The organism is Caballeronia sp. GACF4 (assembly GCF_023631025.1).
In the GTDB taxonomy this organism is placed as follows: Bacteria; Pseudomonadota; Gammaproteobacteria; order Burkholderiales; family Burkholderiaceae; genus Caballeronia.
This window is the reverse complement of the sequence record NZ_JALQDW010000005.1, coordinates 181103-207184: the sequence shown is the minus strand read 5'-3', so window position 1 is coordinate 207184 and position 26082 is coordinate 181103. Positions and strand designations below refer to the sequence as shown.

At 62.3% G+C, this 26082-nt stretch carries 26 protein-coding genes; 23 read left to right on the top strand and 3 right to left on the bottom strand.

The features are described from left to right. Positions 1 to 129: 129 nt before the first annotated feature. From phaR to ltaE, 23 genes are all read left to right on the top strand, one after another. On the top strand, positions 130 to 705 hold the full coding sequence (gene phaR / locus NCR40_RS07150; protein ID WP_244825315.1) for a polyhydroxyalkanoate synthesis repressor PhaR: 576 nt from the start codon (positions 130 to 132) through the stop codon (positions 703 to 705). A 355-nt stretch (positions 706 to 1060) separates the two neighbouring features. Beyond that, complete coding sequence (rimO, locus tag NCR40_RS07145; protein ID WP_502800973.1) at positions 1061 to 2449, top strand: 30S ribosomal protein S12 methylthiotransferase RimO; 1389 nt, start codon at positions 1061 to 1063, stop codon at positions 2447 to 2449. Positions 2450 to 2464: 15 nt separating this feature from the next. Then, positions 2465 to 3379 (top strand): sugar kinase, encoded by a 915-nt coding sequence (locus tag NCR40_RS07140; RefSeq protein ID WP_244825314.1) that lies wholly within the window; start codon positions 2465 to 2467, stop codon positions 3377 to 3379. A 30-nt stretch (positions 3380 to 3409) separates the two neighbouring features. After that, on the top strand, positions 3410 to 4594 hold the full coding sequence (bktB, locus tag NCR40_RS07135; RefSeq protein ID WP_250509084.1) for a beta-ketothiolase BktB: 1185 nt from the start codon (positions 3410 to 3412) through the stop codon (positions 4592 to 4594). A 29-nt stretch (positions 4595 to 4623) separates the two neighbouring features. After that, complete coding sequence (locus tag NCR40_RS07130) at positions 4624 to 5259, top strand: hypothetical protein (protein WP_404989215.1); 636 nt, start codon at positions 4624 to 4626, stop codon at positions 5257 to 5259. Positions 5260 to 5379: 120 nt separating this feature from the next. Continuing rightward, a complete protein-coding gene (locus NCR40_RS07125; protein ID WP_250509083.1) occupies positions 5380 to 6573 on the top strand; it encodes a cystathionine beta-lyase in 1194 nt (397 codons plus the stop codon). 145 nt (positions 6574 to 6718) lie between these two features. Further along, a complete protein-coding gene (gene ddpX, locus NCR40_RS07120; RefSeq protein ID WP_250492314.1) occupies positions 6719 to 7282 on the top strand; it encodes a D-alanyl-D-alanine dipeptidase in 564 nt (187 codons plus the stop codon). 29 nt (positions 7283 to 7311) lie between these two features. Beyond that, on the top strand, positions 7312 to 8913 hold the full coding sequence (locus NCR40_RS07115; protein WP_250464935.1) for an ABC transporter substrate-binding protein: 1602 nt from the start codon (positions 7312 to 7314) through the stop codon (positions 8911 to 8913). A gap of 19 nt (positions 8914 to 8932) precedes the next feature. Beyond that, on the top strand, positions 8933 to 10003 hold the full coding sequence (locus tag NCR40_RS07110) for an ABC transporter permease (protein ID WP_250509082.1): 1071 nt from the start codon (positions 8933 to 8935) through the stop codon (positions 10001 to 10003). Between the two features lie 45 nt (positions 10004 to 10048). After that, positions 10049 to 10960 (top strand): nickel transporter permease, encoded by a 912-nt coding sequence (gene nikC, locus NCR40_RS07105; RefSeq protein WP_250509140.1) that lies wholly within the window; start codon positions 10049 to 10051, stop codon positions 10958 to 10960. Position 10961: 1 nt separating this feature from the next. After that, complete coding sequence (locus tag NCR40_RS07100; protein ID WP_409015324.1) at positions 10962 to 11828, top strand: ABC transporter ATP-binding protein; 867 nt, start codon at positions 10962 to 10964, stop codon at positions 11826 to 11828. After that, complete coding sequence (locus NCR40_RS07095; protein ID WP_250509080.1) at positions 11825 to 12583, top strand: ABC transporter ATP-binding protein; 759 nt, start codon at positions 11825 to 11827, stop codon at positions 12581 to 12583. The genes NCR40_RS07100 and NCR40_RS07095 overlap by 4 nt, the downstream gene beginning before the upstream one ends. A 207-nt stretch (positions 12584 to 12790) precedes the next feature. Beyond that, positions 12791 to 13177, top strand: a complete 387-nt coding sequence (locus NCR40_RS07090) for a DnaJ family domain-containing protein (RefSeq protein ID WP_250509079.1) — start codon at positions 12791 to 12793, stop codon at positions 13175 to 13177. After that, positions 13174 to 13779, top strand: a complete 606-nt coding sequence (gene tadA, locus NCR40_RS07085; protein WP_502800975.1) for a tRNA adenosine(34) deaminase TadA — start codon at positions 13174 to 13176, stop codon at positions 13777 to 13779. The genes NCR40_RS07090 and tadA overlap by 4 nt, the downstream gene beginning before the upstream one ends. A 5-nt stretch (positions 13780 to 13784) precedes the next feature. Then, entirely contained in the window at positions 13785 to 14708 is a 924-nt protein-coding gene (ldcA, locus tag NCR40_RS07080; protein WP_250509077.1) for a muramoyltetrapeptide carboxypeptidase, read from the top strand. Between the two features lie 295 nt (positions 14709 to 15003). Next, on the top strand, positions 15004 to 15765 hold the full coding sequence (locus NCR40_RS07075) for a GntR family transcriptional regulator (RefSeq protein WP_250509076.1): 762 nt from the start codon (positions 15004 to 15006) through the stop codon (positions 15763 to 15765). A gap of 292 nt (positions 15766 to 16057) precedes the next feature. Continuing rightward, positions 16058 to 17554 (top strand): NCS1 family nucleobase:cation symporter-1, encoded by a 1497-nt coding sequence (locus tag NCR40_RS07070; RefSeq protein ID WP_244825303.1) that lies wholly within the window; start codon positions 16058 to 16060, stop codon positions 17552 to 17554. 497 nt (positions 17555 to 18051) lie between these two features. Beyond that, entirely contained in the window at positions 18052 to 18786 is a 735-nt protein-coding gene (locus NCR40_RS07065; protein ID WP_250509075.1) for an aspartate/glutamate racemase family protein, read from the top strand. Between the two features lie 146 nt (positions 18787 to 18932). Continuing rightward, a complete protein-coding gene (gene puuE / locus NCR40_RS07060) occupies positions 18933 to 19880 on the top strand; it encodes an allantoinase PuuE (RefSeq protein WP_250509074.1) in 948 nt (315 codons plus the stop codon). After that, positions 19877 to 20398, top strand: coding sequence for a 2-oxo-4-hydroxy-4-carboxy-5-ureidoimidazoline decarboxylase (gene uraD, locus NCR40_RS07055; RefSeq protein WP_250509073.1), 522 nt, complete (start codon positions 19877 to 19879; stop codon positions 20396 to 20398). The genes puuE and uraD overlap by 4 nt, the downstream gene beginning before the upstream one ends. Positions 20399 to 20432: 34 nt before the next feature. Further along, positions 20433 to 21443, top strand: coding sequence for an allantoicase (gene alc, locus NCR40_RS07050; protein WP_250509072.1), 1011 nt, complete (start codon positions 20433 to 20435; stop codon positions 21441 to 21443). Next, positions 21443 to 21943 (top strand): ureidoglycolate lyase, encoded by a 501-nt coding sequence (locus tag NCR40_RS07045; protein ID WP_244828042.1) that lies wholly within the window; start codon positions 21443 to 21445, stop codon positions 21941 to 21943. The genes alc and NCR40_RS07045 overlap by 1 nt, the downstream gene beginning before the upstream one ends. A 126-nt stretch (positions 21944 to 22069) precedes the next feature. Continuing rightward, the gene (gene ltaE, locus NCR40_RS07040) at positions 22070 to 23077 is read left to right on the top strand and encodes a low-specificity L-threonine aldolase (RefSeq protein WP_250509071.1); all 1008 of its coding nucleotides are present in this window, start codon (positions 22070 to 22072) and stop codon (positions 23075 to 23077) included. A 90-nt stretch (positions 23078 to 23167) separates the two neighbouring features. On the opposite strand, the gene NCR40_RS07035 is transcribed toward ltaE, so the two are convergent. The 3 genes from NCR40_RS07035 to uraH all read right to left on the bottom strand — a co-directional run bounded on the left by NCR40_RS07035 (position 23168) and on the right by uraH (position 25878). Next, positions 23168 to 23929 (bottom strand): SDR family oxidoreductase, encoded by a 762-nt coding sequence (locus NCR40_RS07035; RefSeq protein ID WP_250509070.1) that lies wholly within the window; start codon positions 23927 to 23929, stop codon positions 23168 to 23170. Between the two features lie 282 nt (positions 23930 to 24211). Then, positions 24212 to 25405, bottom strand: coding sequence for a urate hydroxylase PuuD (locus NCR40_RS07030; protein ID WP_244825296.1), 1194 nt, complete (start codon positions 25403 to 25405; stop codon positions 24212 to 24214). Between the two features lie 119 nt (positions 25406 to 25524). Continuing rightward, complete coding sequence (uraH, locus tag NCR40_RS07025) at positions 25525 to 25878, bottom strand: hydroxyisourate hydrolase (protein ID WP_244825295.1); 354 nt, start codon at positions 25876 to 25878, stop codon at positions 25525 to 25527. Between the last annotated feature and the right edge of the window lie 204 nt (positions 25879 to 26082).

Below are 26082 nucleotides of genomic sequence, written 5' to 3'. Positions count from 1 at the left end.
GCGTGAAGAGGGACGCTGCTGCTTGCCGGATAGATCAACGACGCGGCGAACTGGCGGCAACGCTTTATTGCGACAATGCAAGCCGTGGCGGCTAGCACCGCAGTAAAGTCCTGCGTTTAAAGGCGTTAAATGACCACCACTACTACAAAGAAATCCGCCGAACGACTCATCAAAAAATATCCTAACCGGCGGCTCTACGACACGGAAACGAGCACCTACATCACGTTGTCGGATGTGAAGCAGCTCGTGCTCGATCAGGAAGAATTCAAAGTGCTGGACGCGAAGTCGAGCGACGACCTCACGCGCAGCATTCTCCTGCAGATCATTCTCGAGGAAGAGAGCGGCGGCTTGCCGATGTTTTCATCGGTGATGCTCTCGCAGATCATCCGCTTCTACGGCCATGCCATGCAGGGCATGATGGGCACGTATCTGGAGAAGAATATCCAGGCGTTCATCGACATCCAGCAGAAGCTGTCCGAACAGAGCAAGGGCATCTACGACGGCAACGCGCTCAATCCGGAAGTCTGGTCGCAATTCATGAACATGCAGGCGCCGATGATGCAGGGCATGATGACGAGCTACATCGAGCAGTCGAAGAACATGTTCGTGCAAATGCAGGAGCAGATGCAGACCCAGGCGAAAACGATGTTCAACACGTTTCCGTTTCCGACGCCTGTCGTGCCGCCGACGACCGAGAAGAAATAGGCGCTCATGGCCCGAGCGCACGGGCCGACTCAGCCGCCGCCGCGCCGAGCGGCGGATGCGCTTGGAAATCCGTCGAGACTTCGCTGAATGCCATGAAGCCGCCGCGGGTGACTGCGTGCTGGCGCCATCGTGCGTCATTGACCGGACAGCGCAACGCGCGCTTGAGGAAATCGCCCTTCTCGACGCAGGCAGGAATCTCGCCCGTCCAGTTAATACGCGCGTGGGAGAAATCGTCTGTGAAGATGTATGCGGCCGGCCGTCACTGATTCTCCACGCCACAACCGGTTAAAATACGAGATTCGCCTCGACCGAGGCACGCGCTGTCGCCCGCGCGCGTCTTTCTCCGGATGTCCCCGTGAATACTTCTTTGAAATCAAGTACTAGCACGCCCGCGCCGCGCATCGGCATGGTCAGTCTCGGGTGCCCGAAAGCCCTTGTCGATTCCGAGCAGATCATGACCCAGCTGCGCGCCGAAGGTTACGAAATCTCCGGCACCTATGACGGCGCCGACCTCGTCGTGGTCAACACCTGCGGCTTCATCGACGAAGCCGTGCAGGAAAGCCTCGACGCCATCGGCGAAGCGCTCGCCGAGAACGGCAAGGTCATCGTGACGGGCTGCCTGGGCGCGAAAAAGAGCGCGAGCGGCACGGGGCTCATCGAGGAAGTGCATCCGAAAGTGCTCGCCGTCACCGGTCCGCACGCGACCAACGAAGTGATGAACGCCGTGCACTCGTATCTGCCCAAGCCGCACGATCCGTTCACCGATCTCGTGCCGCCCGCGGGCATCAAGCTCACGCCGCGTCATTACGCGTATCTCAAGATTTCCGAAGGCTGCAATCATCGCTGCACGTTCTGCATCATTCCCTCGATGCGCGGCGATCTCGTTTCGCGCCCCATCGCCGAAGTCATGCTCGAAGCCGAAAATCTGTTCAAGTCCGGCGTGAAGGAACTGCTCGTCATCTCGCAGGACACGAGCGCGTACGGTGTCGATGTCAAATACCGCACCGGCTTCTGGGACGGCAAGCCTATCAAGACGCGCATGACCGAACTCGTCGGCGCGCTCGGTGAGCTCGCGTCGCAATACGGCGCGTGGGTGCGTCTGCATTACGTGTATCCGTATCCGAGCGTCGACGAAGTCATCCCGATGATGGCCGAAGGCCCGCTGCGCGGCCACGTTCTGCCGTATCTCGATGTGCCGTTTCAGCATGCGCATCCCGAAGTCCTGAAGCGCATGAAGCGCCCGGCCAATGCCGAGAAAGTGCTCGAACGCGTGAAGACGTGGCGCGAGATTTGTCCCGATCTGACCATCCGCAGCACCTTTATCGCGGGCTTTCCGGGCGAAACCGAGGAGCAGTTTCAAACGCTGCTCGACTTTATCCGCGAGGCGGATCTCGACCGCGTCGGCTGCTTCGCGTATTCGCCGGTCGAAGGCGCAACGGCCAACGAACTCGATGGCGCGCTGCCCGACGAAGTCCGCGAGGAACGCCGCGCGCGCTTCATGGAACTGGCCGAGGAACTGTCGGCCGCGCGCATGAAAAGGAAAGTCGGCAAGACGCTGCGCGTGCTCGTCGATGAAGTGAGCACGGACGGCGGCGTTGGCCGCACGGCGGCGGATGCGCCGGAAATCGACGGCGTGGTGTATATCGCGCCCGCGACGAAGGCGTCGAAGCGCTACAAGGCCGGCGACTTCGTCTCCGTCAGGATCACCGGCGCGGACGGCCACGATCTCTGGGGCGAGGTATAAGTCATGGCGCATTCCATGCCTTCGGTGCTCGCGCTCGGCGAGGCGATGATCGAGTTCAACCAGTCGACGCGAAATCAGCCGAACTATCTGCAAGGCTTCGGCGGCGATGTCTCGAACTTTCTGATCGCGGCGTCGCGGCAAGGTGCGTCGACGGGCTTCGTGTCCGCCGTCGGCAACGACCAGTTCGGGCAACTGCTGCTCGATCTCTGGCGCACGGAGAATGTCGATACATCGACGGTGCGTATCGACGATACCGCGCCCACGGGCGTTTATTTCGTGTCGCACGGCGAGAGCGGGCATCGCTTCGATTACTTGCGCGCGGGTTCGGCGGCGAGCCGTTATGCGAGCGCGCATCTGCCGCTCGACGCGATCGCGGCGGCGAAGGTCGTGCATCTGTCGGGAATCAGTCTCGCAATCGGCGTATCCGCGTGCGATGCCGCTTTTACCGCCATGGATCACGCGCGCTCGCACGGCGCAAAGGTGAGTTTCGACACGAACCTGCGCCTGAAGCTGTGGCCGCTTGCGCGCGCCCGCGCGGTGATGCTCGAAGCGCTGCGCATGACGGACATCTGCCTGCCGAGCTGGGACGACGTGACCGTCATCACGGGCCATGAAGACAAGGACGCCATCGTCGACTTCCTGCTCGCGCTCGGCTCGAAAGTCGTCGCGCTCAAGCTCGGCCGGGAAGGCGCGTATATCGCGACACCCAATGAGCGGCGCGTGGTGCCGGGCCGCGTCGTGAACGCGGTCGATGCCACCGGCGCCGGAGATTGCTTCGGCGGCGCGTTCATCGCGCGTATCGTCGCGGGTGACGATCCTTTTATGGCGGCGCGTTATGCCAACGTGGCGGCGGCGTTATCGACGCAAGGCTTCGGCGCGGTAGCCCCGATTCCGACCAGAAAGACAGTGGAGTCCGCGCTCGCGGAGTAAAAGACCCACGCAAACTCAGGAGACAAGAACATGACGCGAGAAGTAGTGGTGGTAAGCGGTGTACGCACGGCAATCGGCGACTTCGGCGGCGCGCTCAAGGATTTCACGCCGACCGATCTCGGCGCGCGCGTGGTGCGCGAAGTGTTGTCGCGTGCAAACGTGCAGGGCGACGAGGTCGGCCATGTCGTGTTCGGCAACGTGATCCAGACCGAGCCGCGTGACATGTATCTCGCGCGCGTGGCCGCGCTCGACGGCGGCGTGACGCAACACGCGCCCGCGCTCACGGTAAACCGTCTGTGCGGCTCGGGCTTGCAGGCCATCGTGTCCGCGTCGCAATCCATCTTGCTGGGCGACGCCGAGATCGCCATCGGCGGTGGCGCGGAAAGCATGAGCCGCGCGCCTTACGTCATGCCCGCCGCGCGCTTCGGCCAGCGCATGGGCGATGCACGCGTCGTCGACATGATGCTCGGCGCGTTGAACGACCCGTTCGACAAGATCCACATGGGCGTGACGGCCGAGAACGTCGCGAACAAGTACGGCATCACGCGCGAGGCGCAGGACGCGCTCGCGCTCGAATCGCACCGGCGCGCGGCGCGGGCTATCGAAGCCGGTTACTTCAAGGAACAGATTCTGCCGATCACGCTGGCATCGAAGAAGGGTGACACCGTTTTCGATCGCGACGAGCACGTGCGCATGAACGCGACGGCCGAAGATTTTTCGAAGCTGCGTCCCGTGTTCGCGAAGGAAAACGGCACGGTCACGGCGGGCAATGCATCGGGCATCAACGACGCGGCCGCGGCTGTCGTGCTGATGGAGCGCGGCGTCGCCGAGAAGCGCGGCGTGAAGCCGCTCGCGCGCCTCGTCGCTTACGCGCATGCGGGCGTCGATCCGAAAATCATGGGCATTGGCCCCGTTCCCGCCACGCAAAAGGCGCTGGAGCGCGCGGGACTGAGCGTCGCCGATCTCGACGTGATCGAAGCGAACGAAGCCTTCGCCGCGCAAGCCTGCGCGGTCACGCGGGAACTGAAGCTCGATCCGGCGAAGGTCAATCCGAACGGTTCGGGCATTTCGCTTGGGCATCCGATCGGCGCGACGGGCGCGCTCATCACCGTGAAGGCGCTGTACGAGTTGCAGCGCATTGGCGGGCGGTATGCGCTCGTGACGATGTGCATCGGCGGCGGTCAGGGTATCGCGGCGATTTTCGAGCGCATCTGACGCTCGGAGCTTGGGTCAAGGAACGAAGGATGATCGAAACAATGAAGCGCTTGCACTGGGCGACGATCGCAGGCGCCGCATTCGCGTTTGCCGGCTGTAATTCTCCAATGCCGCCGGATGCGTCGACGGCCGCGGCGAATGCGCCTGTCAGCGCGAAGGGCGAGTCGCATGGCGCGCAGCAGGCTATCGAAACGCTTGCCTTGCCGCCGCAAAAGCCGCTCACGCCGAACCCGGAATACGCGCGCTTTCCGCGTTATGTCGGCACGCTCGGCGACCGGCAAATCGAAATGAGGCTCGGCGCGAAGACCGACGATCCCTCGGGCGTGCATGGCGAGTATCGGTTCGCGGGCAGCCCGTCGGTGATCCTCGTTGCTGGCGATCGCGATGGCGATACGCTGGAGATCGAGGAATCGAACGACGGCACGCATATCACTGGCAACTGGGTGGGAAAGTTCGCGGCGGATGGCAGCGTGTCGGGCGAGCGCATGGACCCGGACGATTCCAATTCCAGGCCATTCGATCTTCGTCCAGCGGTGGCGGGAGCGACGCTGCCCGCTGTGCAGGGTGCGCCTCTCACGCGCAGTGCGCCGCCCGCGCCTTCGCTCGAACCTGCGCCGCCGCGTAATGCGGTGGGCGGGACGAGCAACGTGATCATCGGTGAGTGATGGTCGTTCGAAGCGGGCGTCAGTGCTCGACACGACGCCCATCGCGAACCTTCCCACTTCTATTCCTCGGCCGAACGTTAGCGACACTCCCGCGCATCAACCACCCAACTCTGCTTCGACATGACCGATTCAAGCAACTCCGAACGCGACCTGCAAACCCGTATCGTCCAGCCAGATGACCGCATCACGCCGGGCTTCGAGTCCTTTTCAGTGCCGGTTACGCGCGCCTCGACCGTGGTGTTTCCGGACCTCGCCACCATGCGCGAACTCGTCTGGAGTGACGATTCGAAATGGCGCTACGGGCTGCACGGCACGCCTACGACGGTCGCGCTTGCGCAGCGGCTTGCGACGATCGAAGGCGGCGAGCACGCACTGTTGCAACCGTCCGGGCTCGCGGCCATTTCGAACGTGTACTTCGCGTTGGTGAAGTCGGGCGATCACGTGCTCGTGCCGGACAACGTGTATGGACCGAATCGCGATCACGCAGACTGGCTCGCGAGCGACTTCGGCGTGGAGGTGACCTACTACGATCCGATGAAGGGCGCGGGCATTGCCGATGACATCCGTGACAACACGAAGCTCATCTGGCTCGAAGCGCCCGGCTCGGTGACGATGGAAGTTCAGGACGTGCCGGTCATGGTTGCCGTGGCGCGCGCGCGCGGCATCGTGACGGCGATCGACAACACGTATTCGGCGGGGCTCGCGTTCAAGCCGTTCGAACATGGCGTCGATATCTCGGTGCAGGCGCTGACGAAGTATCAGTCGGGCGGCAGCGACATTCTGATGGGCGCGACCATCGTTCGCGATTTCGAGCTGCATAAGAAGCTCAAGCGCGCGCGCATGCGGGTGGGCGTGGGTGTGTCGTCCGACGACGCATCGCTCGTGTTGCGCAGCTTGCCGACGATGCAACTGCGCTACGAGGCCCATGACCGTTCCGCGCTTGCTTTGGCGAAATGGCTGAAGACGCGCCCGGAAGTCGCGGCGGTGCTGCATCCGGCGCTGGACGATTGTCCTGGCCACGAGTTCTTTAAGCGGGACTTTTCGGGCGGCGCGGGCGGTTTGTTTTCGTTCGTGTTCGACGCGCGCCATGGCGCGGCGCAAGTCGATGCGTTCGTCGAGGCGCTCGAGCTTTTTTCCATCGGCTGGAGCTGGGGCGGGGCGCACAGCCTCGCGATGCCCTACGACATCCGGTCGATGCGCACGGCGTCGAAGTGGCCGCATGAGGGCGTGCTGGTGCGGCTTTATATCGGGCTGGAGTGCGAGAGCGATCTGAGGGCGGACGTGGAAAGGGCGTTGGAGAAGGCGTTGGGGTGAGATGCTCGCCCGGTGGCGCTTGCTCGCCTGACCCAACCCGTCGGCCGAAACAAAACCACCCAAACAAACAGTTTCGCGGATTTTTCTATCGGGTTAAGGTTCGTCTATCGGAATGAAACGGACCGCAGCTCCCGCATCCAGAAACATGACTCGATTCTCCTTGCTGCACATCACGCCACGGACGCATCAGGTGGAGATCGATCTCGTCTACGCGACCGATCGCAATCTCACCGGCAAACCCATCTACAAAGCGCAGCATTGTCTGCTGCTCGAACCCGCCGAGGCGGCCTTGCGCCGCGCGGTCGCCATTGCGCAAAGCTTCGGCATGACGCTCAAGATTTTCGACGCCTATCGGCCGCCGCAAGCGCAGCAGGTGCTCTGGGACTTTCTGCCCGACCCGACCTTCATCGCCGATCTCAAGCGCGGCTCGAATCACAGCCGCGGCACGGCAGTAGACCTCACGCTCGTCGATGAAAACGGCAGCGAGCTCGACATGGGCACGGGCTTCGACGCAATGGTCCCCGAGTCCGCGCACTTTCACGCGGGTTTGCCGAGGCACGTACAGCACAACCGCACGCTGCTGCTCGGCGTGATGCACGGCGCGGGCTTCGCGCATATTCCCAGCGAGTGGTGGCATTACGAATTGCCGGGCTCGCGCGAACTTGCTCTCATCGACAACGAAGAAAGCGGCCCGTTGCGGCTGATGTGAACCCAACCTCACTTCGAACGGAAAAGCATATGGTCTTGCGCAAGGCAGTCGCGGCGGCACTGGCAACGGCTCTGGTTTTGGCGGGCGCGGGAACACTGACACTCGCGCAGGCCGCCACGCCAAAGGACATGTTCGTCATGGCAACGCTGCTCGACGAGTTCACCTCGCTCGATCCCGGCGAAATCTACGAACTCGTGCCCGAGGAATACGTCGCGAACACGTACGACCGGCTGGTGCGCGTCGATCTGAAAGACCCGTCGAAGTTCAACGGCGACGTCGCGCAGTCGTGGTCGGTCAGTCAGGACGGTCTGACGTTCACGTTCAAGATTCGCCCCGGCCTCAAGTTCCATTCGGGAAATCCGCTTTCCGCCGACGACGTCGCCTGGTCCATCCAGCGCACCGCGTTGCTGGACAAGGGCGCGGCCGCCGTGCTTGCGGGCATCGGGCTCACGAAGGCCAACGCGCTGCAGAACGTGAAGAAGATCGACGATACGACCGTCGCCATAACCACCGATCAACGCTACGCGCCGACTTTCGTGCTGAACGTGCTCGGCTCGTGGCCGGCGTCGGTGGTGGATCGCAAGCTGCTCGAATCGCATCAGAAGGGCAGCGACTACGGCAACGAATGGCTCAAGACGAACGAGGCCGGTTCGGGCGCGTACAAGCTCGTGAAGTGGACGGCCAACGACAGCATCGTATTGCAACGTTTCGACGGGTATCGCGCGCCGCTTGCCATGAAGCGCATCGTGCTGCGCCATGTGACCGAAGCGGCGAGCCAGCGTCTGATGATCGAGAACGGCGACATCGACGTGGCACGCGATCTGAGCCCCGACGACCTCGACACGCTTGCCAAGGCCGGCAAGATCAAGGTGAACGCCGTGCCGCAGGCAACGCTCATGTATCTCGGCCTCAACAACAAGAATCCGAATTTGGCGAAGCCCGAAGTCTGGGAGGCGATGAAGTGGCTGATCGACTATCAGGGCATTCAGAAGAACGTCATCCGCACGACGTACAAGGTGCACGAAACCTTCCTGCCCGAGGGATTCCTGGGCGCGCTCAATGACAATCCGTATCACCAGGATGTCGCGAAGGCCAAGGCGTTGCTGGCCAAGGCCGGTCTTGCGAATGGCTTCACCGTGAAGATGGACGTGCGCAACGACTATCCATACAGCGAGATTGCGCAGGCGGTGCAGGCGAACCTCGCGCTTGCCAACATCAAGGTTCAACTCATGCCGAGCGACAACAAGCAGACGCTCGGGCGCTACCGGGCGCGTGCGCATGACATCTATATCGGCGAATGGTCGGCGGACTATATCGATCCGCATAGCAACGCGCAGGGCTTCGTGTGGAATCCGGACAACTCGGATGCGTCGAGCTACAAAATGCTTGCGTGGCGCAACGCCTGGGACATTGCGCAACTGACGAAGGAAACGAACGCCGCGCTCGCCGAAAGCGATACGAAAAAGCGCGCGCAGAGCTACGAGACCATGCAGCGCGAAGTGCTCGCGAAGTCGCCCTTCGTCATCATGTTCCAGAAGGTGTCGCAGGTGGCGGCGCGGCCGGGCGTGAGCGGGCTGGAAGTTGGGCCGATCAACGATCTCGTCTCTTACAAAGACATCAAAAAGCAATAACCAGCGAAGCAGCCTGCGAATGTCCGTCACGCCCACGTTTTTCGACCGAATGCGCGCCGCGAGCGGCCGGCGAAGGGGCGTGCGCTTCGTGCTTGCACTCGTGCGCTGGATCATCATGCTCGCGGTAACATTCACCGGGCTGCTTGCGATCACGTTCTTCATCGGCCGCAAGATTCCCATCGATCCCGTGCTTGCCATTCTCGGCGACCGCGCATCGGCGGCGGCGTATGCGGCGGCGCGTTTGCAGCTCGGGCTCGACAAGCCGCTCATCGAGCAGTTCATGATCTACGCGCGCGATGTCCTGCACGGCAATCTGGGCGTGTCGCTCTTGACGGCGAATCCCGTCATCGACGACATCAAACGCGTGTTTCCCGCGACGCTCGAACTGGCGACGCTCTCGACTTTCATCGGCGTTTGCATCGGCGTGCCGCTCGGCGTGATTGCGGCCGTGAAGCACAACCGCATGGTCGACCACATCGCGCGCTTCATCGGGCTCGCGGGCAGTTCCGTGCCCGTATTCTGGCTCGCGCTGATGGGTCTGTTGCTGTTCTATGCGCGCCTTCATTGGGTTTCGGGTCCGGGCCGTATCGACCCGATGTACGACGGCATGGTCGATACGCGCACCGGCAGTCTGCTGATCGATTCGCTCCTCGCGGGCGAGTGGGACGTTTTTAGGAACGCGTTCTCGCATATCGCGTTGCCGGCGGGCGTGCTGGCGTTTTATTCCATCGCTTATCTGAGCCGCATGACGCGCTCGTTCATGCTCGAACAACTGAGCCAGGAATACGTGACGACCGCGCGCGCGAAGGGCTTGTCCGAGCGGCGCGTGATCTGGCGGCACGCGTTCGGCAATATCGCGGTGCCGTTGCTGACGGTGATCGCGTTGGCGTACAGCTATCTGCTCGAAGGCTCGGTGCTGACAGAAATCGTGTTCGCGTGGCCGGGCATCGGCTCGTATCTGACGGGCGCGCTTTTGAACGCGGACATGAACGCGGTGCTCGGCAGCACGCTCGTGATCGGCGCGACGTTCATTGCGCTTAACTTGCTGACCGACGCGCTTTACCGCGTGTTCGATCCGCGCGCACGCTGACATGGAGGACGCTTGTCGATGCATTCGCCCGTCGAGCGCACGCCGATGAATCCCGCGCGGGCGCACTGGCGCGCGTGGTTGCTCACCGACACGCCCGCGTCGCCGCGTCAGGCGGCGCTCGGGCGCGCTTATCGGCGCTGGCGCGCGTTCTCGGCGAATCCGCTCAGCATGTTCGGTCTCGCGATACTCGTGCTGCTCGTCGTGGTGGCGATCTTCGGGCCGCTCGTCGTCACGCGCGACCCGTTGCAGCAAGTGCTCGCCGAACGCCTTACGCCGCCCAACGCCGCGCACTGGTTCGGCACCGATCAGCTCGGCCGCGACATCCTGTCGAGGCTCGTGCACGGCTCGCGGCTCACGTTGAGTATCGCCATGCTGGTCGTGGTGCTCGTCGTACCCGTGGGTTTGCTCATGGGCACGGTGGCGGGTTATTGCGGCGGTTTCGTCGATACCGTGCTCATGCGCATTACCGATGTCGCGCTCGCGTTTCCAAAGATCGTGCTCGCGCTCGCGTTTGCGGCGGCGCTCGGGCCGGGCGTGCTCAACGCGGTCATCGCCATTTCGATCACGGCGTGGCCGCCGTATGCGCGGCTCGCGCGTGCCGAATCGCTGCGGCTCGCGCAGGCCGACTTCATCCACGCGGCGCGTCTGCAGGGCGCGTCGCCCGCGCGCATTCTGTTGCGCTATATCGTGCCGCTGTGTTCGTCGTCGGTGATCGTGCGCGCGACGCTCGACATGGCGGGCATCATCCTCGCGGTCGCGGGGCTCGGATTTCTGGGGCTGGGCGCGCAGCCGCCGAGTCCCGAATGGGGTTACATGGTTGCCTCTGGCCGCAATGTGCTGCTCGATGCATGGTGGGTCGCAACTATTCCCGGCCTCGCCATTCTCGCCGTGAGCCTGGCGTTCAATCTGCTCGGCGACGGTTTGCGCGATGTCTTCGATCCGCGTCACGGAGGCTGACATGTCCTTGTGCGAGATCGATGGACTCGATATTTCTTTCGCCAGCCACGACGGCGTGCCAATGCCCGCCGTGCGCGGCGTCTCGTTGTCGGTCGAGCGCGGCGAACGGTTGGGTATCGTCGGGGAATCCGGTTCGGGCAAGTCGCTTACCGGCCGCGCGCTGCTCGGTCTCTTGCCGCAAGGGGCGAACTGGGCCGCGAAAGCCCTGCGTTTCGACGGCCAGGACTTGCTCGCGATGAAGCCGAACGAGCGCCGGCGTTTATGCGGCACGCAGATGAGCATGATTCTGCAAGACCCGAAATTCTCGTTGAACCCGGTCATGACCGTCGCGCAGCAAATGCGCGAAACCTTCGCGCGGCAAGGCGAACGCCTCGGCCGCAAGGCCATGCGCGCGCGTATCGTCGAGGCGTTGTCGGCGGTGCATATCCGCGACCCGGAGCGCGTGGCGGATGCGTATCCGCAAGAGCTGTCGGGCGGCATGGGCCAGCGCGTGATGATCGCAATGATGGTCTTCGCCGGCCCGCGCCTCTTGATCGCCGACGAACCCACCAGCGCGCTCGACGTGCTCGTCTCCATGCAAGTGCTTGCCGTGCTCGACGAGATGATCGAACGTCACGACACAGGACTCGTTTTTATCAGCCACGACCTGCCGCTCGTGATGTCGTTTTGCGACCGCGTGGCAGTGATGTACGGCGGGCGGATCGTCGAGACATGCGCGGCGGCGGATCTCGCGCACGCAAAGCATCCGTACACGCGCGGGCTGCTGGCCGCCAATCCGCCGCTCGTCGATCCACCCGCGGAGTTGCCGACCTTGCGGCGCGATCCGGCGTGGCTCACGGAATCGTTCGAAGGAGACAGCGCACGATGATCGATATCGGCCGCGCGAGCATTCGTTTCCGCACGAAGACCGGTCACGTCGATGCCGTGCGCGACGTGACTTTTCGCGTGGAGGAGGGCGAGGTGTTCGGGCTCGTCGGCGAATCGGGCAGCGGCAAGTCGACCTTGCTGCGCGCACTTGCCGGCCTCGTGCCACTGTCGAGCGGAAGCCTGCAAGTCAGCGATAGCCGTCCGCAGATGGTGTTTCAGGACCCGTACGCGGCGCTGCATCCGCGCTTCACGGTCGACAAGACCTTGCGCGAGCCGCTCGCGATCAACGGTATCGGCGATGAAGACGCGCGCATTTTGGCCGCGCTCGCCGAGGTCGGGCTCGGACCGGCGTTCAGATTTCGGTATCCGCATCAATTGTCGGGCGGGCAGCGGCAGCGCGTGTCGATTGCGCGCGCGTTGATCGTGGGTCCGCGCGTGCTCTTGCTCGATGAACCGACGTCCGCGCTGGATGTCTCCGTGCAAGCCGAAATCCTCAACTTGCTGCGCCGCTTGCACACGGAGCGCAAGCTCACGATGATGCTCGTGAGTCACAACCTCGCCGTGGTCGGTTTTCTGTGTCAGCGCGTCGCGGTGATGAAAAATGGCGAGATCGTCGAGCAACTCGATGTGGAAGCCGTCCGCGCGCGCGACGTGAAGCACGAATACACGCGCAGCCTCATGCGGGCGACCGAAGGCTATACGCGCAAGCACATTCGTCGAAACGACGCCATCGAATGTGGCGAAAAGCACGCATAAAGCCGGTATACAATGCAGCCCGATCGCGCTCTGGCCGCGCGATGAAAACAGCGTGCCAGCCGCTGTTAGAATAGGAATTGGATTGTCGGGATCTGCCGAACAGCGCTTCAAGCGTGGTATTTCCGGCTGCCATCCGACTTCAGGCTAACCCACGGAAATCGCGACAGACCGCGCCCGCCAACCAGTGAGAGCCGGTCGAATCCCCCGATGAAATTGCTAGATGCTTTGGTCGAACAGCGGATCAACGAAGCCGCCTCGCGCGGCGAATTCAACGATCTTCCCGGCGCAGGCGAGCCCCTCGCCTTGGACGACGATCTCCTCGTGCCGGAGGAAGTGCGCGTCGCCAATCGTATTCTCAAGAACGCGGGTTTTGTCCCGCCAGCCGTCGAACAGCTGCGCGCATTGCGCGGGCTTCAGGACGAGCTGGACCGCGTGACCGACCCGGCCGCGCGCTGCCGTATTCAGGTGAAGATGCTCGCGCTCGACATGGCGCTCGAATCCTTGCGCGGCGGCGGTTGCGTGCCGCATGAATACAGGCGGCGCATTGCCGAGCGGCTGTCCGAGCGCGCTCAGGGCCGCAGCGAGATGGGCTGATCTTGTCGCCCGATCTTCCCGACCTTTCCGACGCTTCCTTTTCCACCGCATCCGTCGATTCCTCCGACGAACGCGATCGCCGCTTCATGGCGCTCGCGCAACAAGCCGCCGACGAAGCGCGCCGCGCGGGCGAAGTGCCCGTGGGCGCGGTCATCGTTCGTGGCGATGAAGTCATCGCGACGGGCTTCAATCATCCCATTGGCGGACATGACCCGTCCGCGCACGCCGAAATGGCCGCTTTGCGGGCGGCGGCGCAATCGCTCGAAAACTACCGGCTGCCGGGCTGCGAGCTTTATGTCACGCTCGAGCCGTGCCTCATGTGCGCGGGCGCTATCATGCATGCTCGGATCGCACGCGTGGTGTTCGGTGCGGCCGATCCCAAAACGGGCGCATGCGGCAGCGTGGTCGACGTGTTCGCCAACGAGCGGCTCAATCATCACACCAGCGTGACAGGCGGCGTGCTTGCGGACGAATGCGGCCGGTCGCTCAAGAACTTCTTTGCGGAACGAAGGCGTCTGGCGCGCGAAGAACGCGATTTGCGGCGCGCGCGAGAAGCCGGGCAGGGCGGCGAGTTCGCCGTTTCCACCAACAAAACGAACTGATAAACGTGAAATCACGCACCATCGATCTGATCGCGCCTTCGGGCTATCCGAACGATCCGGCGGCTGTCGAGCGCGGCATCGGCAGGTTGAAAGCTCAAGGGCACAAGCTTGAAAACATCGATGCCACGCGGCGCCGTTTCCAGCGTTTTGGCGGCACCGACAGCGAGCGCGCGGCCGATTTGAACCGGCTCGCCGATCCGTCGCGTCGTTTGCCGGACGTGGTGCTCGCGGTGCGCGGCGGCTATGGCGCGTCGCGCATTCTTCATGGTCTGGATTACGACGGCTTGCGCGACAGGCTACGCGATCAACCTGTCGCGCTCGTCGGCCATAGCGATTTCACCGCCATCCAATGCGCGCTTTTTGCGCAAGCGGGCGTCAAGACCTTCGGCGGTCCCATGTTCGCGGGCGACTTCGGCGCGGAGCATCTGAGCATTTTCACGATGACGCATTTCTGGCAGGCGATCTCGCATCCCACGCTGACCGTGACGAGTCATGAACCGCAGCATCAATCCGTCGATGTGAGCGGCATGTTGTGGGGCGGCAATCTGGCCATACTTGCGTCGCTGGTCGGTACGCCGTATTTGCCGCCGGTCGAGGGCGGCATTCTGTTCATCGAGGATGTGAACGAACATCCGTTTCGCATTGAACGGATGATTTATCAGTTGCATCAGTCGGGCGTGCTTGGGCGGCAGCAGGCTATCGTGATGGGCGAGTTCTCGGGTGGACGCTTGTCCGAATACGACAACGGCTATTCACTCGACGCGATGATCGATCAGGTGAGGGCAGTAACGGGAATTCCCGTCGTCACCGGCTTGCAGTTCGGACACGTCGATAACCTGCTTACGTTGCCGTTCGGCGCGTCGGCGCATCTCGTATCGAACGAGCGCGGGTTCAAGTTGACGATGTCCGATTATCCGCATCTGGTTTGATCGGGGAACGAGGGCGCTTGTCATAGCGCCTTTCTTTTCTTCGCGCATCGCAACTAACTGTCTTTCCTATATTTCCACGCGAGTTAATATCGGCTCACTTCCCGTGCTCAATTGTCGACAAAAAAGTGCAAACAATGCTGACAAAACGTCGATGAATCCTCGCTCAGGCCCGTGGGAAAAGGCTGTGCGAACAATGGGTCGTCCCTGTATGCCCGATTCATCGCGGCTTTTTACAACAAATTGTTGACAATCTTTATGTCGATTCTAAGATGGTCAACATGCAAGCGAGCACATCATGTCCGAACCCAAACCGAGTGCAGCATCGATCGCTTCGAATCTGAATGGCGGAGCGAATGCCGAGTCGATCGCCGAGAACATCCGCGCCGCGATCCTCGAGCATCGGCTTGCGCCTGGGGCCAAGCTGACCGAAGCGCAGTTATGCGAAGTGTTCGATGTGAAACGCGGCACGGTACGTCAGGCGCTCGCGCAACTCGCGAACGAGCGACTGGTCGATCTGGAGCCGAACCGCGGCGCCTTCGTCGCGAGTCCGTCGCTGCAGGAAGTGCATGAGGTGTTCGAGATGCGACGCATCATCGAACTGGCGGTGGTGGAGCGCATCGGCAAGGGGCACGGCATGCGTCGGCTCAAGTCGATCAGCACGACTATCGGGCGGGAGCGGCGTGCGTTCGAGAGCCGGGACTTTTCGCAATGGATTCGCCTTTCCGGCGAGTTTCACACGGAGCTCGCCGCACTCACCGGCAACACCGTGCTGTGCGAATGTCTGTCCGGACTCGTTGCACGCTCGACGCTGATCTCGGCGCTGTATGAATCGCTCGGCAGGAGTTCTTGCTCGTTCGAAGATCACGAAGCGATTCTCGCCGCACTCGACGCCGGCGATGCCGCGAAAGCCGCGAATCTGATGGCGCAGCATCTGCGCGATGTCGAATTGAAAATGTTGGAGCGGCCAGCGCGCGGCGCGGTCGATCTGAAAGAAGTCTTTGCGCGGCCGGCCGAAAGCGCGCCGATTCTCGACGCTGTCGACCCTGTCGACCGGTAGCAAGCAACGCCTTAAATCTGCAATGCACGCGCCATCCAACGCGCGTCATGCTGCACTGAATGACCGCTCGGGAAATAGAAGAGCGCGCAATGAAAATCGCCGTGGCGGCAGGCGCGAAGGCAAGTGCCCGCGCGTTTTTGTCATCACGCTCCCGGCGAACCAGCAAATCCCAAGAGTACCGCGTCAGAGCCCGAGTGAAATCCGAAGGCCGGCGAAGGTATCCGACTGATCTCAGTCACGCACGAGCATTTGCCTTTTTTCATCACGCAAGCCGCCTATCGAAGGAGACGTCATGGGCCAGTTCAGTGCATCCGGCAGCTCAGCTCTGCCGCCGTACGAAAGCGAGTTTCAAGGAGACGGCGACCATTCTGGTATGCCTGCCGGTTATAGCGACCGGCTCTATAACGAAGACCTCGCTCCGCTAAAAAATCAGACCTGGGGCGCGTACAACATCTTCGCTTTCTGGATGTCGGACGTGCATAGCGTCGGCGGTTATGTTTTCGCGGGCAGTCTGTTCGCGCTCGGCCTCACGAGCTGGCAAGTGCTCGTGTCGTTGTTGATCGGCATCGGGCTCGTCAACGTGTTGTGCAATCTCATCGCGAAGCCAAGTCAGGTCGCGGGCGTGCCGTATCCGGTTGCGTGCCGCGCGACCTTCGGCGTGCTCGGCGCGAATATTCCGGCGGTCATTCGCGGGCTGATCGCGGTGGCGTGGTACGGCATCCAAACTTATCTGGCATCGAGCGCGCTGGTTATCGTCGTGCTGAAATTCGTGCCCTCGCTCATGCCTTACGCGGATGTGCATCGGTATGGCTTCGTCGGGCTGTCCGCGCTCGGCTGGGCGGGCTTCATGTTGCTGTGGGTGCTGCAGGCTATCGTGTTTTGGCGCGGCATGGAGATGATCAAGAAGTTCATCGACTTCGCCGGCCCGGCTGTGTATGTCGTGATGTTCATTCTTGCGGGCTACATGGTGTGGCGTGCGGGCATTCAGAACATCGGGCTGAATCTGGGCGGCGTGAAGTATCACGGCATGGAAGTGGTGCCGGTGATGATCACCGCGATCTCGCTGGTGGTCTCCTACTTCTCCGGTCCGATGCTGAACTTCGGCGACTTCTCGCGCTATTGCAAGAGCTTTCGCAGCGTGAAGCGCGGCAATTTCTGGGGCTTGCCGGTCAACTTCCTGGCGTTCTCGCTCGTGACCGTCGTCACGACTGCCGCGACGCTGCCGGTGTTCGGACAATTGATCACCGATCCGGTGGAAACGGTTGGCCGTATCGATCATCCGACGGCTGTGATTCTCGGCGCGCTGACGTTCACGATTGCGACCATCGGCATCAATATCGTGGCGAACTTCGTGTCGCCGGCGTTCGACTTTTCGAACGTGGCGCCGCGTCTGATTAGCTGGCGCGCAGGCGGGATGATGGCCGCGACGGCATCGATTTTCATCACGCCCTGGAACCTGTTCAACAATCCGGCCGTGATTCATTACACGCTGGATATTCTCGGCAGCTTCATCGGGCCGCTTTATGGCGTCCTGATCGTGGATTTCTATTTGATGAAGCGCGGCAAACTCGTGGTCGATGACCTCTACACGACTTCAGAGAGCGGTCGATACTGGTACACGAAGGGCGTGAATCGCCGCGCGGTGATGGCGTTGTTGCCCGCTGCGGTGATCGCGATTCTTTGTGTGATGCTGCCGTCGCTGGAAAGCTCCGCGAACTTTTCGTGGTTCATCGGCGCGGGATTGGCGGCGGTGTTTTATTACGTGTTGGCAGATCGGAAACGGGTTTAAGGGGCGTGTTGCGATGGCGGGCGGCCGGCATGCAAATGGTGTATGTCGGCCGGCTGCATGCAAAAGACAAGATGTCAGCGGGTGGTATGCAAAAGACCGTATGCCATCCGAAGGCCTGCAAGACGCAAGACGCAAGACGCAAGACGCAAGACGCAAGACGCAAGACGCAAGACGCAAGACGCAAGACGCAGAACCGCGAGCGCAGCAAGCGAAGCATGCAGAGGACTGTACGCCGGCCGACTGCATCTAAAGGACCAATGCCGGATGCCAGCGGGCGGCATGCAAATACCGCACCCTAACCGAAGGCATGCGAAACGCGAGATGCAAAGCGTCGAAACCGCGAGCGAAGCAATCGAAGCAATCGAAGCATGCAAAAGACCATACGCCTTCGGATGGCATGCAAAAGACCGCATCCCATCCGAAGGCATGCAAGATGCAAGATGCAAGATGCAAAGCCTTAGAACCGCAGCAAGCCAGAAGCAGCAAGGAGAACCGCAATGCGCATCAAACTGATCAACCCCAACACCACCCAGCGCATGACCGACGCCATGGGCCGTTGCGCCCGCGAAGTCGCCGCGCCCGGCACGGAGATCATCGCGGTCAGTCCGACGATGGGCCCGCCTTCCATCGAAGGCTATTACGACGAATCCGTCGCCTCGCTCGGACTTCTCGCCGAAGTGGAAGCGGGTGAGCGGCAGGGTATCGACGGTTATGTGATCGCCTGCTTCGGCGACCCCGCGCTGTATGCAGCACGCGAACTTGCGCGCGGCCCGGTGATCGGTATCGCGGAAGCCGCCATGCATGCCGCGAGCGTGATCGCACCGGGCTTCTCGGTCGTGACGACGTTGCAGCGCACCTGCGGCATGGCCTGGCATCTCGCGGAGCGATACGGCATGACACGCTTCTGCAAGAACGTGCGCGCCACCGATGTCGCCGTGCTCGAACTCGACGAGCCCGGTTCGGCCGCGCGCCAGACGATCATCGAAGAATGCCGGCGCGCACTCGACGAAGACGGCTCGGACGCCATCGTTCTCGGCTGCGCGGGCATGGCCGAGTTCTGCCGCGAAGTCGAGGATGCGATCGGTGCACCGGTCGTCGAAGGCGTGACGGCGGCCGTGAAATGGGCGGAAGCGCTCGTCGCGCTCAAGCTCCATACGGCCAAACGCGGCGACTTCGCCCGCCCGCTCGCCAAGCGCTACGACGGCGTGCTGTCGGATTTCAGCCCGCGCTGATAGAAAAAACGCCGATCTACATACACCTGCCGTGACCCGGATTATCTGCGCCGCTGTATGGGCGCGTCCGGGGCTTTTCGTTACACTGAAACACCGCAGAATCGTTGATTCGACGCATTTTTTGCCCATCGACACTATCCCTCGCCATGTCACACGATCCGAACTACCCCCGCGACCTGATCGGCTACGGCCGCCATCCCGTGCAGGCGAACTGGCCGGGGCGCGCGCGCGTCGCCGTGCAGTTCGTGCTCAATTACGAGGAAGGCGGCGAAAACTGCGTGTTGCATGGCGATCCGGGCTCGGAGCAGTTTCTGTCGGAAATCGTGGGCGCGGCAGCGTATCCGTCGCGTCACATGAGCATGGAATCGATCTACGAATACGGCTCGCGCGCAGGCGTGTGGCGCATTCTGCGCGAATTCGAAAAGCGCGGGTTGCCGCTCACCATCTTCGGCGTCGGCATGGCCATGGAGCGGCATCCGGAGCTTTCCAGGGCTTTCGTCGAACTGGGGCATGAGATCGCCTGCCACGGCTATCGCTGGATTCACTATCAGGACATGTCGCCCGAGCGCGAAGCCGAGCATATGCGCCTCGGCATGGAAGCCATCGAGCGTGTCACCGGCGTGCGTCCGCTTGGCTGGTACACGGGCCGCGATAGCCCGAACACGCATCGGCTGGTGGCGGAATACGGCGGCTTTCTCTACGACTCGGACTATTACGGCGACGACCTCCCGTTCTGGACCGAAGTCGAGGTCACGGGCGGCGAGAAGAAGCCGCATCTGATCGTGCCGTACACGCTCGACACCAACGACATGCGCTTCGCCACGCCGCAAGGCTTCAATACGGGCGAACACTTTTTCACGTATCTGCGCGATGCCTTCGACGTTCTGTACGAAGAGGGCGAAGAAGCGCCGAAGATGCTTTCCATCGGCATGCACTGCAGGCTGCTCGGACGCCCGGGGCGCTTCCGCGGCCTGCAGAAGTTTCTCGATCACATCGAGAAACACGACCGCGTGTGGGTCTCGCGGCGGGTCGATATCGCGAAGCACTGGCGCGAGCATCATCCTCATCAACAAGCAAACGGGACGGCGGCATGAAGGCGATGCAATACACACTCGACCAACTCAACTCCATGCCCGCCGACACTTTCGTGACGGTGCTCGCAGGCATCTTCGAACATTCGCCGTGGGTTGCGGAAATCGCGGCGGCAAAGCGCCCGTTCGCCGACATCGACAGCCTGCACGCGACCATGTCGCAAGCCGTCGAAACGGCGGGCGAGGAGAAGCAGCTCGCGCTCATCAACGCTCACCCGGAACTCGCGGGCAAGGCGGCGGTGCGCGGCGAACTGACCGCAGAATCCACGCGCGAGCAAAGCGGCGCGGGTCTCGATCTCTGCACGCAGGACGAGTTCGACCGCCTGCAGTCGCTGAACCAGCATTACGGTCAGAAGTTCGGCTTTCCGTTCATTCTCGCCGTGAGGGGTTACGACCGCCACGGCATCATCGCGAACTTCGAAAAGCGTGTGCAGCACGAGCGCGCCGAGGAGCTTCGCGCGAGTCTCGATCAGATTTACCGGATCGCGCGTTTCAGGCTAGACGACCTGATCCAGCACTGATCCGCATTTCACCGTAAAGACAAGGATGAAGACAATGGCAATTCCGACACTCGATCCCAACGCGCCCGAATTCACGCGCCGTTATGTGAATCTCGCGGACCCGCGTCTGGGCGCGCAGGCACTGGAGGCGAGCGACGATTTCTTCGCGCCGAAAGAACGCATGCTGAACCCCGAGCCCGCCGTGTTCATCCCCGGCAAGTTCGACGATCACGGCAAGTGGATGGACGGCTGGGAAACGCGCCGCAAGCGCACGACCGGCTACGACTGGTGCGTGGTCAAGCTCGCGCGTCCGGGCGTGATCAAGGGCATCGATCTGGATACGAGCCACTTTACGGGCAACTTCCCGCCGGCGGCATCGATTGAAGGTGCGCAGGTCACGGACGGTGCGCCGAATCAGTCGACCCAATGGACGGAAATCGTGCCGTCGACGACCTTGCAGGGCAATAGCCATCACTATCTGGATGTGGCCGTCGAGCAGCCGTTCACGCATTTGCGTGTGAATGTCTACCCGGATGGCGGCATCGCGCGATTGCGTGTTTATGGTCAGCCGCAACTCGACTGGCGCAATGCGGATCGCAATCAGTTGTTCGATCTGGCTGCGATGGAAAACGGCGCGTATCTCGTCGGCACGAACAACCAGCATTTCGGGCTCGCTTCCACGTTGCTGATGCCCGGCCGCGGCGTCAACATGGGCGACGGCTGGGAAACGCGCCGCCGCCGCGAACCTGGCAACGACTGGTGTATCGTCGCGCTGGCGCAGCCTGGCATCATCAAGAAAGTCGAAGTGGATACCGCGCACTTCAAGGGCAATTTTCCGGATCGCTGCTCGCTGCAGGCAGCCAACGTGAAGGGCGGCACGGACAGCTCGCTCGTCACGCAAGCGATGTTCTGGCCGGTCCTTCTCGGCGAGCAAAAGCTTGCGATGGACAAGCAGCATTTCTTCGAATCGGAGCTCGCGGCGCTCGGCCCCGTGACGCACGTGCGCTTCAATATTTTCCCGGACGGCGGCGTATCGCGTCTGCGTCTTTTCGGAACGCTTGCATGATGAAGAAGCTCGCTATCGAACCGTTGACGCGCGCTGCGTTCGAGCCTTTCGGCGATGTCATCGAACTCGATGGCGCGAAAGAGATTCCGATCAACCTCGGCACGACGATCCGGTTTCACGATCTGTGCCGCGTCGATGTGACGGATGAAGGCGGCCATACGCTCGTCAATCTGTTTCGCGGGCAGCCGCGCACGCTGCCTTTCGAAGTGAAGATGATGGAACGGCATCCGCTGGGCAGCCAGGCATTCCTGCCGCTCGACGACCGCACGTATCTCGTCGTCGTCGCGCCGGCGGGCGAGCTGGACGAATCGAAGATTCGCGCGTTCGTCACGAAGGGCTGGCAAGGCGTGAACTATGCGAAGGGCGTCTGGCATCATCCGCTGCTCGCGCTCGACAAGGTCAGCGATTTCATCGTCGTCGATCGCGGCGGGGAAGGGCGCAATCTCAACGAGCAGGACCTGAAGGAATCGCTCTGGCTGACCGCTGAGGCCATGCGGTAACGCATTCGTGCGTTCAGTCGGAGCAAGAAGACCGGTGCCCTTGACCGGTCTTTTTTTTCGCGCGGCGCCCGGCGGGACTAAGATATACGCCCCGACACCGACACGCACGAAAAGCGAGAACCACGCATGATCGATCTACGTAGCGACACCGTCACCCGTCCGAGCCTGCCGATGCTCGCCGCCATGGCCGCCGCCGAAACCGGCGACGACGTCTGGGGCGACGATCCCACCGTGCTCAAGCTTCAGGCCACGCTCGCCGAGCGCACCGGCAAGGAAGCGGGCCTGTTCTTTCCCAGCGGCACGCAAAGCAACCTCGCCGCGCTGATGGCGCATTGCGCGCGCGGCGACGAATACATCGTCGGCCAGATGGCGCACACGTACAAGTACGAAGGCGGTGGCGCGGCCGTGCTCGGCAGCATTCAGCCGCAGCCTATCGAGAACGCGCCCGATGGTTCGTTGCCGCTCGAAAAGATCATCGCCGCGATCAAACCCATCGACGATCACTTTGCTCGCTCGCGTCTCTTTGCGCTCGAAAACACCATCGGCGGAAAAGTGCTACCGGCGGAATATGTCCTGGCCGCGACCCGGCTCGTGCGCGAACGCGGACTCGCCACGCATCTCGATGGCGCGCGCGTCTTCAATGCAGCGGTCGCATCGGGCAAGCCGGTGGGCGAACTTGCGGCACCGTTCGATTCCGTGTCCATCTGCTGCTCGAAGGGACTCGGCGCGCCGGTCGGCTCCGTGCTGGTGGGAAGCCGTGCGTTGATCGAAGTGGCGCATCGCTGGCGCAAGGTGCTGGGCGGCGGCATGCGGCAGGCGGGCGTGATCGCGGCGGCATGTCTTTATGCGCTCGATCATCATGTCGATGCGCTCGCCGAAGATCACGACAACGCCGCGCGTCTCGCTGAAGGGTTGAAGCAGATCGATGGCATCGGCATTCAGTCGCATGCCACGAACATGGTGTTCGCACGCATCCCGGAGGCGCATTGCGCGCCGCTGGAGGCGTATCTGAAGGAACGCGGCATCCTTACGCAGATGCTCTATGCGTCGCGCTTCGTGACGCATCGGGATGTGTCGCGCGAGGACATCGACACGTTCATCGGCGCGGTGAAGGATTACTTCGCGGCGCATTGAGCGTGAGATCGCGCGGCGGGGCAAGTGGGTCCGGCGCCGGCCGCGCGGTGCGCGTGAGACTAGCGACACGCATGCGACGAAGAGCACCGCTCACTTGCCGCCGGTGACATCGAGAAACGTGCCGGTGATGAACGAAGCCTCGGCGCTTGCCAGCCATAGAATCGCCCGCGCGACCTCATCGGGCTGACCGCCGCGTCCCATCGGAATCGAGTCTTTCACGCGGTCCACTCGTCCTGGTTCGCCACCGCTGGCATGCATGTCCGTGTAAATGTGCCCAGGGCGAATGCAGTTGACGCGTATGCCATCGCGCGCGACTTCCTTGGCAAAACCGGTCGTGAAGGTTTCGATGGCGCCCTTCGACGCCGCATAGTCGACGTACTCATTCGGGCTGCCGAGCCGGGCCGAAGCCGACGAGATGTTGATCACCACGCCGCCGCGTCCATTGTGCCGGTAGGACATGCGCTTCACCGCCTGCTGCGCGCAGAGAATAGGGCCGATGGAGTTGACCGCGAAGATGCGCTGCATCCGCTCGAAGTCCAGGTCTTCCAGGCGCGACTGGCGCGCGAGCATTGCGGCGTTGTTGACCAGCACATCGATGCGGCCGAACTCGCGGTCGATCGCCGCAAAGAGCCGAGCGACCTGCTCGGGGTCCGCGTTATCGGCGCGCACGGCCAACGCTCCGCGGCCGAGCGCTTCGACATCGGCCGCGACCGCGAGCGCGGCGGATTCGTTCGACACGAAGCTGATCGCCACATCGTAGCCGCGCGCGGCAGCGAGACGCGCAGTCGCCGCGCCTACGCCACGGCTTCCACCCGTAATCAAAATCACAGGCGCCTGGGTGATGTCAGCCATTTAGCGAACCTTCAAAGTGGTGGTGGACTCGGACCAAAGACGATTGCGGCACGATCGCGACCGCGAAACAGACGCAAGATTAACCACGCGCCGAGGCTATGGCAAAGCAGATTTAATGCCGGTCCGAGTTAGAAAAACTCTTTCGATGAAAGGCATTTTTTGGGTCGCGCGACGGGAGTGGATATGTTCGAGCGCTCGCGGCAAGTCGTCACCAAAACAAATAGCCCGATCGAAGCGAATCGATCGGGCTATCTCTCGACAACGAAGAGCAGGGCGATAGCGTTACTGCACCGCGCCTCCGTCGAACCACGCAGCGATCTTCTGCCGTTCCGCGTCCGTCATCTGCGTGACGTTGCCAAGCGGCATCGCCTTCAGCGTCACCGCCTGCTGATGCACGCGCTGCGCGTTCTGCTTGATCTCCGCCGATGTATCGAGCAGGACGCCGGCGGGCGCGCTGCCCATCATGGTCGGATGCGCGGAGTGGCACGTCGCGCAACGCTGCTGGATGATCGGCTGGATATCGGCGACCTTGAGCGTTGGTGCGCCTGCGGCTTGCGCCACGGGAATCGTCGGCGAAGGCATGGTCCACGCAAACGCGCCGAGCACCAGCACGAGACCCGCGACCGGCATGTACCAGAGCACCTGACCACGGTGACGCATCACGAAGAACTGACGGATCAACGCGCCCGCCAGCATGATGAGCACGAGCAGAACCCAGTTGAACTTGTGCGTGTAGGTCATCGCGTAGTGATTCGACAGCATCGCGAACACCACGGGCAACGTGAAATATGTGTTGTGCACCGAGCGCTGCTTGCCGCGCTTGCCGTAAATGGCGTTGGGCGTTTCGCCCTTGAGCATCGCGGCGACCATCTTGCGCTGGCCCGGAATGATGACGAAGAACACGTTCGCCGACATGATCGTCGCGAGCATCGCGCCCGTGATCAGATACGCGGCGCGCCCCGCGAACACGTGACACGCGACGAACGCGGCAACCAGCACATAGATGCCGACGCAGATACCAAGCAGCCGATCGTTGTTGCCGAAGACGCGGCACAGCGTGTCATAGACGATCCAACCGGCCATCAAGAAACCGAGCGCGGCCGAGACTGCCACGACCGGTCCCATGTCGAGCACGTTCTTGTCGATGAGATACGTGCTCGGCGAAAGCAGATACAAGACGAAGAACAAGCCGAAGCCGGACATCCACGTGGTGTAGGACGGCCAGAACGACCAATGCAGATTCTCCGGCATGTCTTGCGGCGCGACCGAGTACTTCTGCATGTGGTAGAAACCGCCGCCGTGCACGTGCCAGAAGTCGCCGAACACGCCGCGTCGGCGGGCGTTGGGGTCTTGCGGCGGTTTGAGACTGTTGTCGAGCGCCACGAAGTAGAATGACTCGCCGATCCACGCGATCGCGACGATGACGTGCAGACAACGCAACGCCAGATTGAGCCAGTCGGTGACAAAGCCTTCCATTTACTCCTCCACTACCGAATCGTTATGCGCACATCGTCAGCGTGTCTGGGGACGAACGCGATGTGCTGGTGTGTTCCGTTGTGTTCTGTTCAACGCTCGCTTGGGGCTCGGATTCGCGCTCAGCTGCCGCGATACGTGCTGTAGGCCCACGGCGAGACGAGCAGCGGCACGTGATAGTGCGAGTCTGCATCCGCGATACCGAAGCGCAACACCACGCGATCGACGAAGCGCGGTTCGGGCACCGTGACGCCGAACGCGGCGAAGTAATCGCCTGCGTGAAAGACGAGTTCGTATTCGCCCGTGACGAGTTCGGCGCCTTCGAGCAGCGGGGCGTCGCAGCGGCCGTCGTCGTTGGTGAGGGTGGTTTTGATGGCGCGCCGCGTGTCGTTCGTGAGCGCGAAGAGCTCGACTTTGATGTTCGCGCCGGGACGTCCGTGCGCGGTGTCGAGGACGTGGGTAGTGAGCTTGCCCATTCGCATGTTCCTTGAGTTGTGCGATGACCGGCTCGCGCATCGATCCGAAAAACCCGCACCGTGGACTCAGTCCGAGGTGCGGCGGCGGCGGATCGAGGCTCCACGTCAGTGGCTACATACCCGTCGGCGTTTCAGATGCGCGCCGTGATCAGCATTGTAGAAATTTGAGACGCGCTGTGCGGCCCCGATAGGAAAGATAATGCC

Coding starts and splice junctions, on each gene's coding strand:
- phaR (WP_244825315.1), top strand. CDS start 130: ATGACCACCACTACTACAAAGAAATCCGCCGAACGACTCATCAAAAAA.
- NCR40_RS07140 (WP_244825314.1), top strand. CDS start 2,465: ATGCCTTCGGTGCTCGCGCTCGGCGAGGCGATGATCGAGTTCAACCAG.
- bktB (WP_250509084.1), top strand. CDS start 3,410: ATGACGCGAGAAGTAGTGGTGGTAAGCGGTGTACGCACGGCAATCGGC.
- NCR40_RS07130 (WP_404989215.1), top strand. CDS start 4,624: ATGATCGAAACAATGAAGCGCTTGCACTGGGCGACGATCGCAGGCGCC.
- NCR40_RS07125 (WP_250509083.1), top strand. CDS start 5,380: ATGACCGATTCAAGCAACTCCGAACGCGACCTGCAAACCCGTATCGTC.
- ddpX (WP_250492314.1), top strand. CDS start 6,719: ATGACTCGATTCTCCTTGCTGCACATCACGCCACGGACGCATCAGGTG.
- NCR40_RS07115 (WP_250464935.1), top strand. CDS start 7,312: ATGGTCTTGCGCAAGGCAGTCGCGGCGGCACTGGCAACGGCTCTGGTT.
- NCR40_RS07110 (WP_250509082.1), top strand. CDS start 8,933: ATGTCCGTCACGCCCACGTTTTTCGACCGAATGCGCGCCGCGAGCGGC.
- nikC (WP_250509140.1), top strand. CDS start 10,049: ATGAATCCCGCGCGGGCGCACTGGCGCGCGTGGTTGCTCACCGACACG.
- NCR40_RS07100 (WP_409015324.1), top strand. CDS start 10,962: ATGTCCTTGTGCGAGATCGATGGACTCGATATTTCTTTCGCCAGCCAC.
- NCR40_RS07095 (WP_250509080.1), top strand. CDS start 11,825: ATGATCGATATCGGCCGCGCGAGCATTCGTTTCCGCACGAAGACCGGT.
- NCR40_RS07090 (WP_250509079.1), top strand. CDS start 12,791: ATGAAATTGCTAGATGCTTTGGTCGAACAGCGGATCAACGAAGCCGCC.
- NCR40_RS07075 (WP_250509076.1), top strand. CDS start 15,004: ATGTCCGAACCCAAACCGAGTGCAGCATCGATCGCTTCGAATCTGAAT.
- NCR40_RS07070 (WP_244825303.1), top strand. CDS start 16,058: ATGGGCCAGTTCAGTGCATCCGGCAGCTCAGCTCTGCCGCCGTACGAA.
- NCR40_RS07065 (WP_250509075.1), top strand. CDS start 18,052: ATGCGCATCAAACTGATCAACCCCAACACCACCCAGCGCATGACCGAC.
- puuE (WP_250509074.1), top strand. CDS start 18,933: ATGTCACACGATCCGAACTACCCCCGCGACCTGATCGGCTACGGCCGC.
- uraD (WP_250509073.1), top strand. CDS start 19,877: ATGAAGGCGATGCAATACACACTCGACCAACTCAACTCCATGCCCGCC.
- alc (WP_250509072.1), top strand. CDS start 20,433: ATGGCAATTCCGACACTCGATCCCAACGCGCCCGAATTCACGCGCCGT.
- NCR40_RS07045 (WP_244828042.1), top strand. CDS start 21,443: ATGAAGAAGCTCGCTATCGAACCGTTGACGCGCGCTGCGTTCGAGCCT.
- ltaE (WP_250509071.1), top strand. CDS start 22,070: ATGATCGATCTACGTAGCGACACCGTCACCCGTCCGAGCCTGCCGATG.
- NCR40_RS07035 (WP_250509070.1), bottom strand. CDS start 23,929: ATGGCTGACATCACCCAGGCGCCTGTGATTTTGATTACGGGTGGAAGC.
- NCR40_RS07030 (WP_244825296.1), bottom strand. CDS start 25,405: ATGGAAGGCTTTGTCACCGACTGGCTCAATCTGGCGTTGCGTTGTCTG.
- uraH (WP_244825295.1), bottom strand. CDS start 25,878: ATGGGCAAGCTCACTACCCACGTCCTCGACACCGCGCACGGACGTCCC.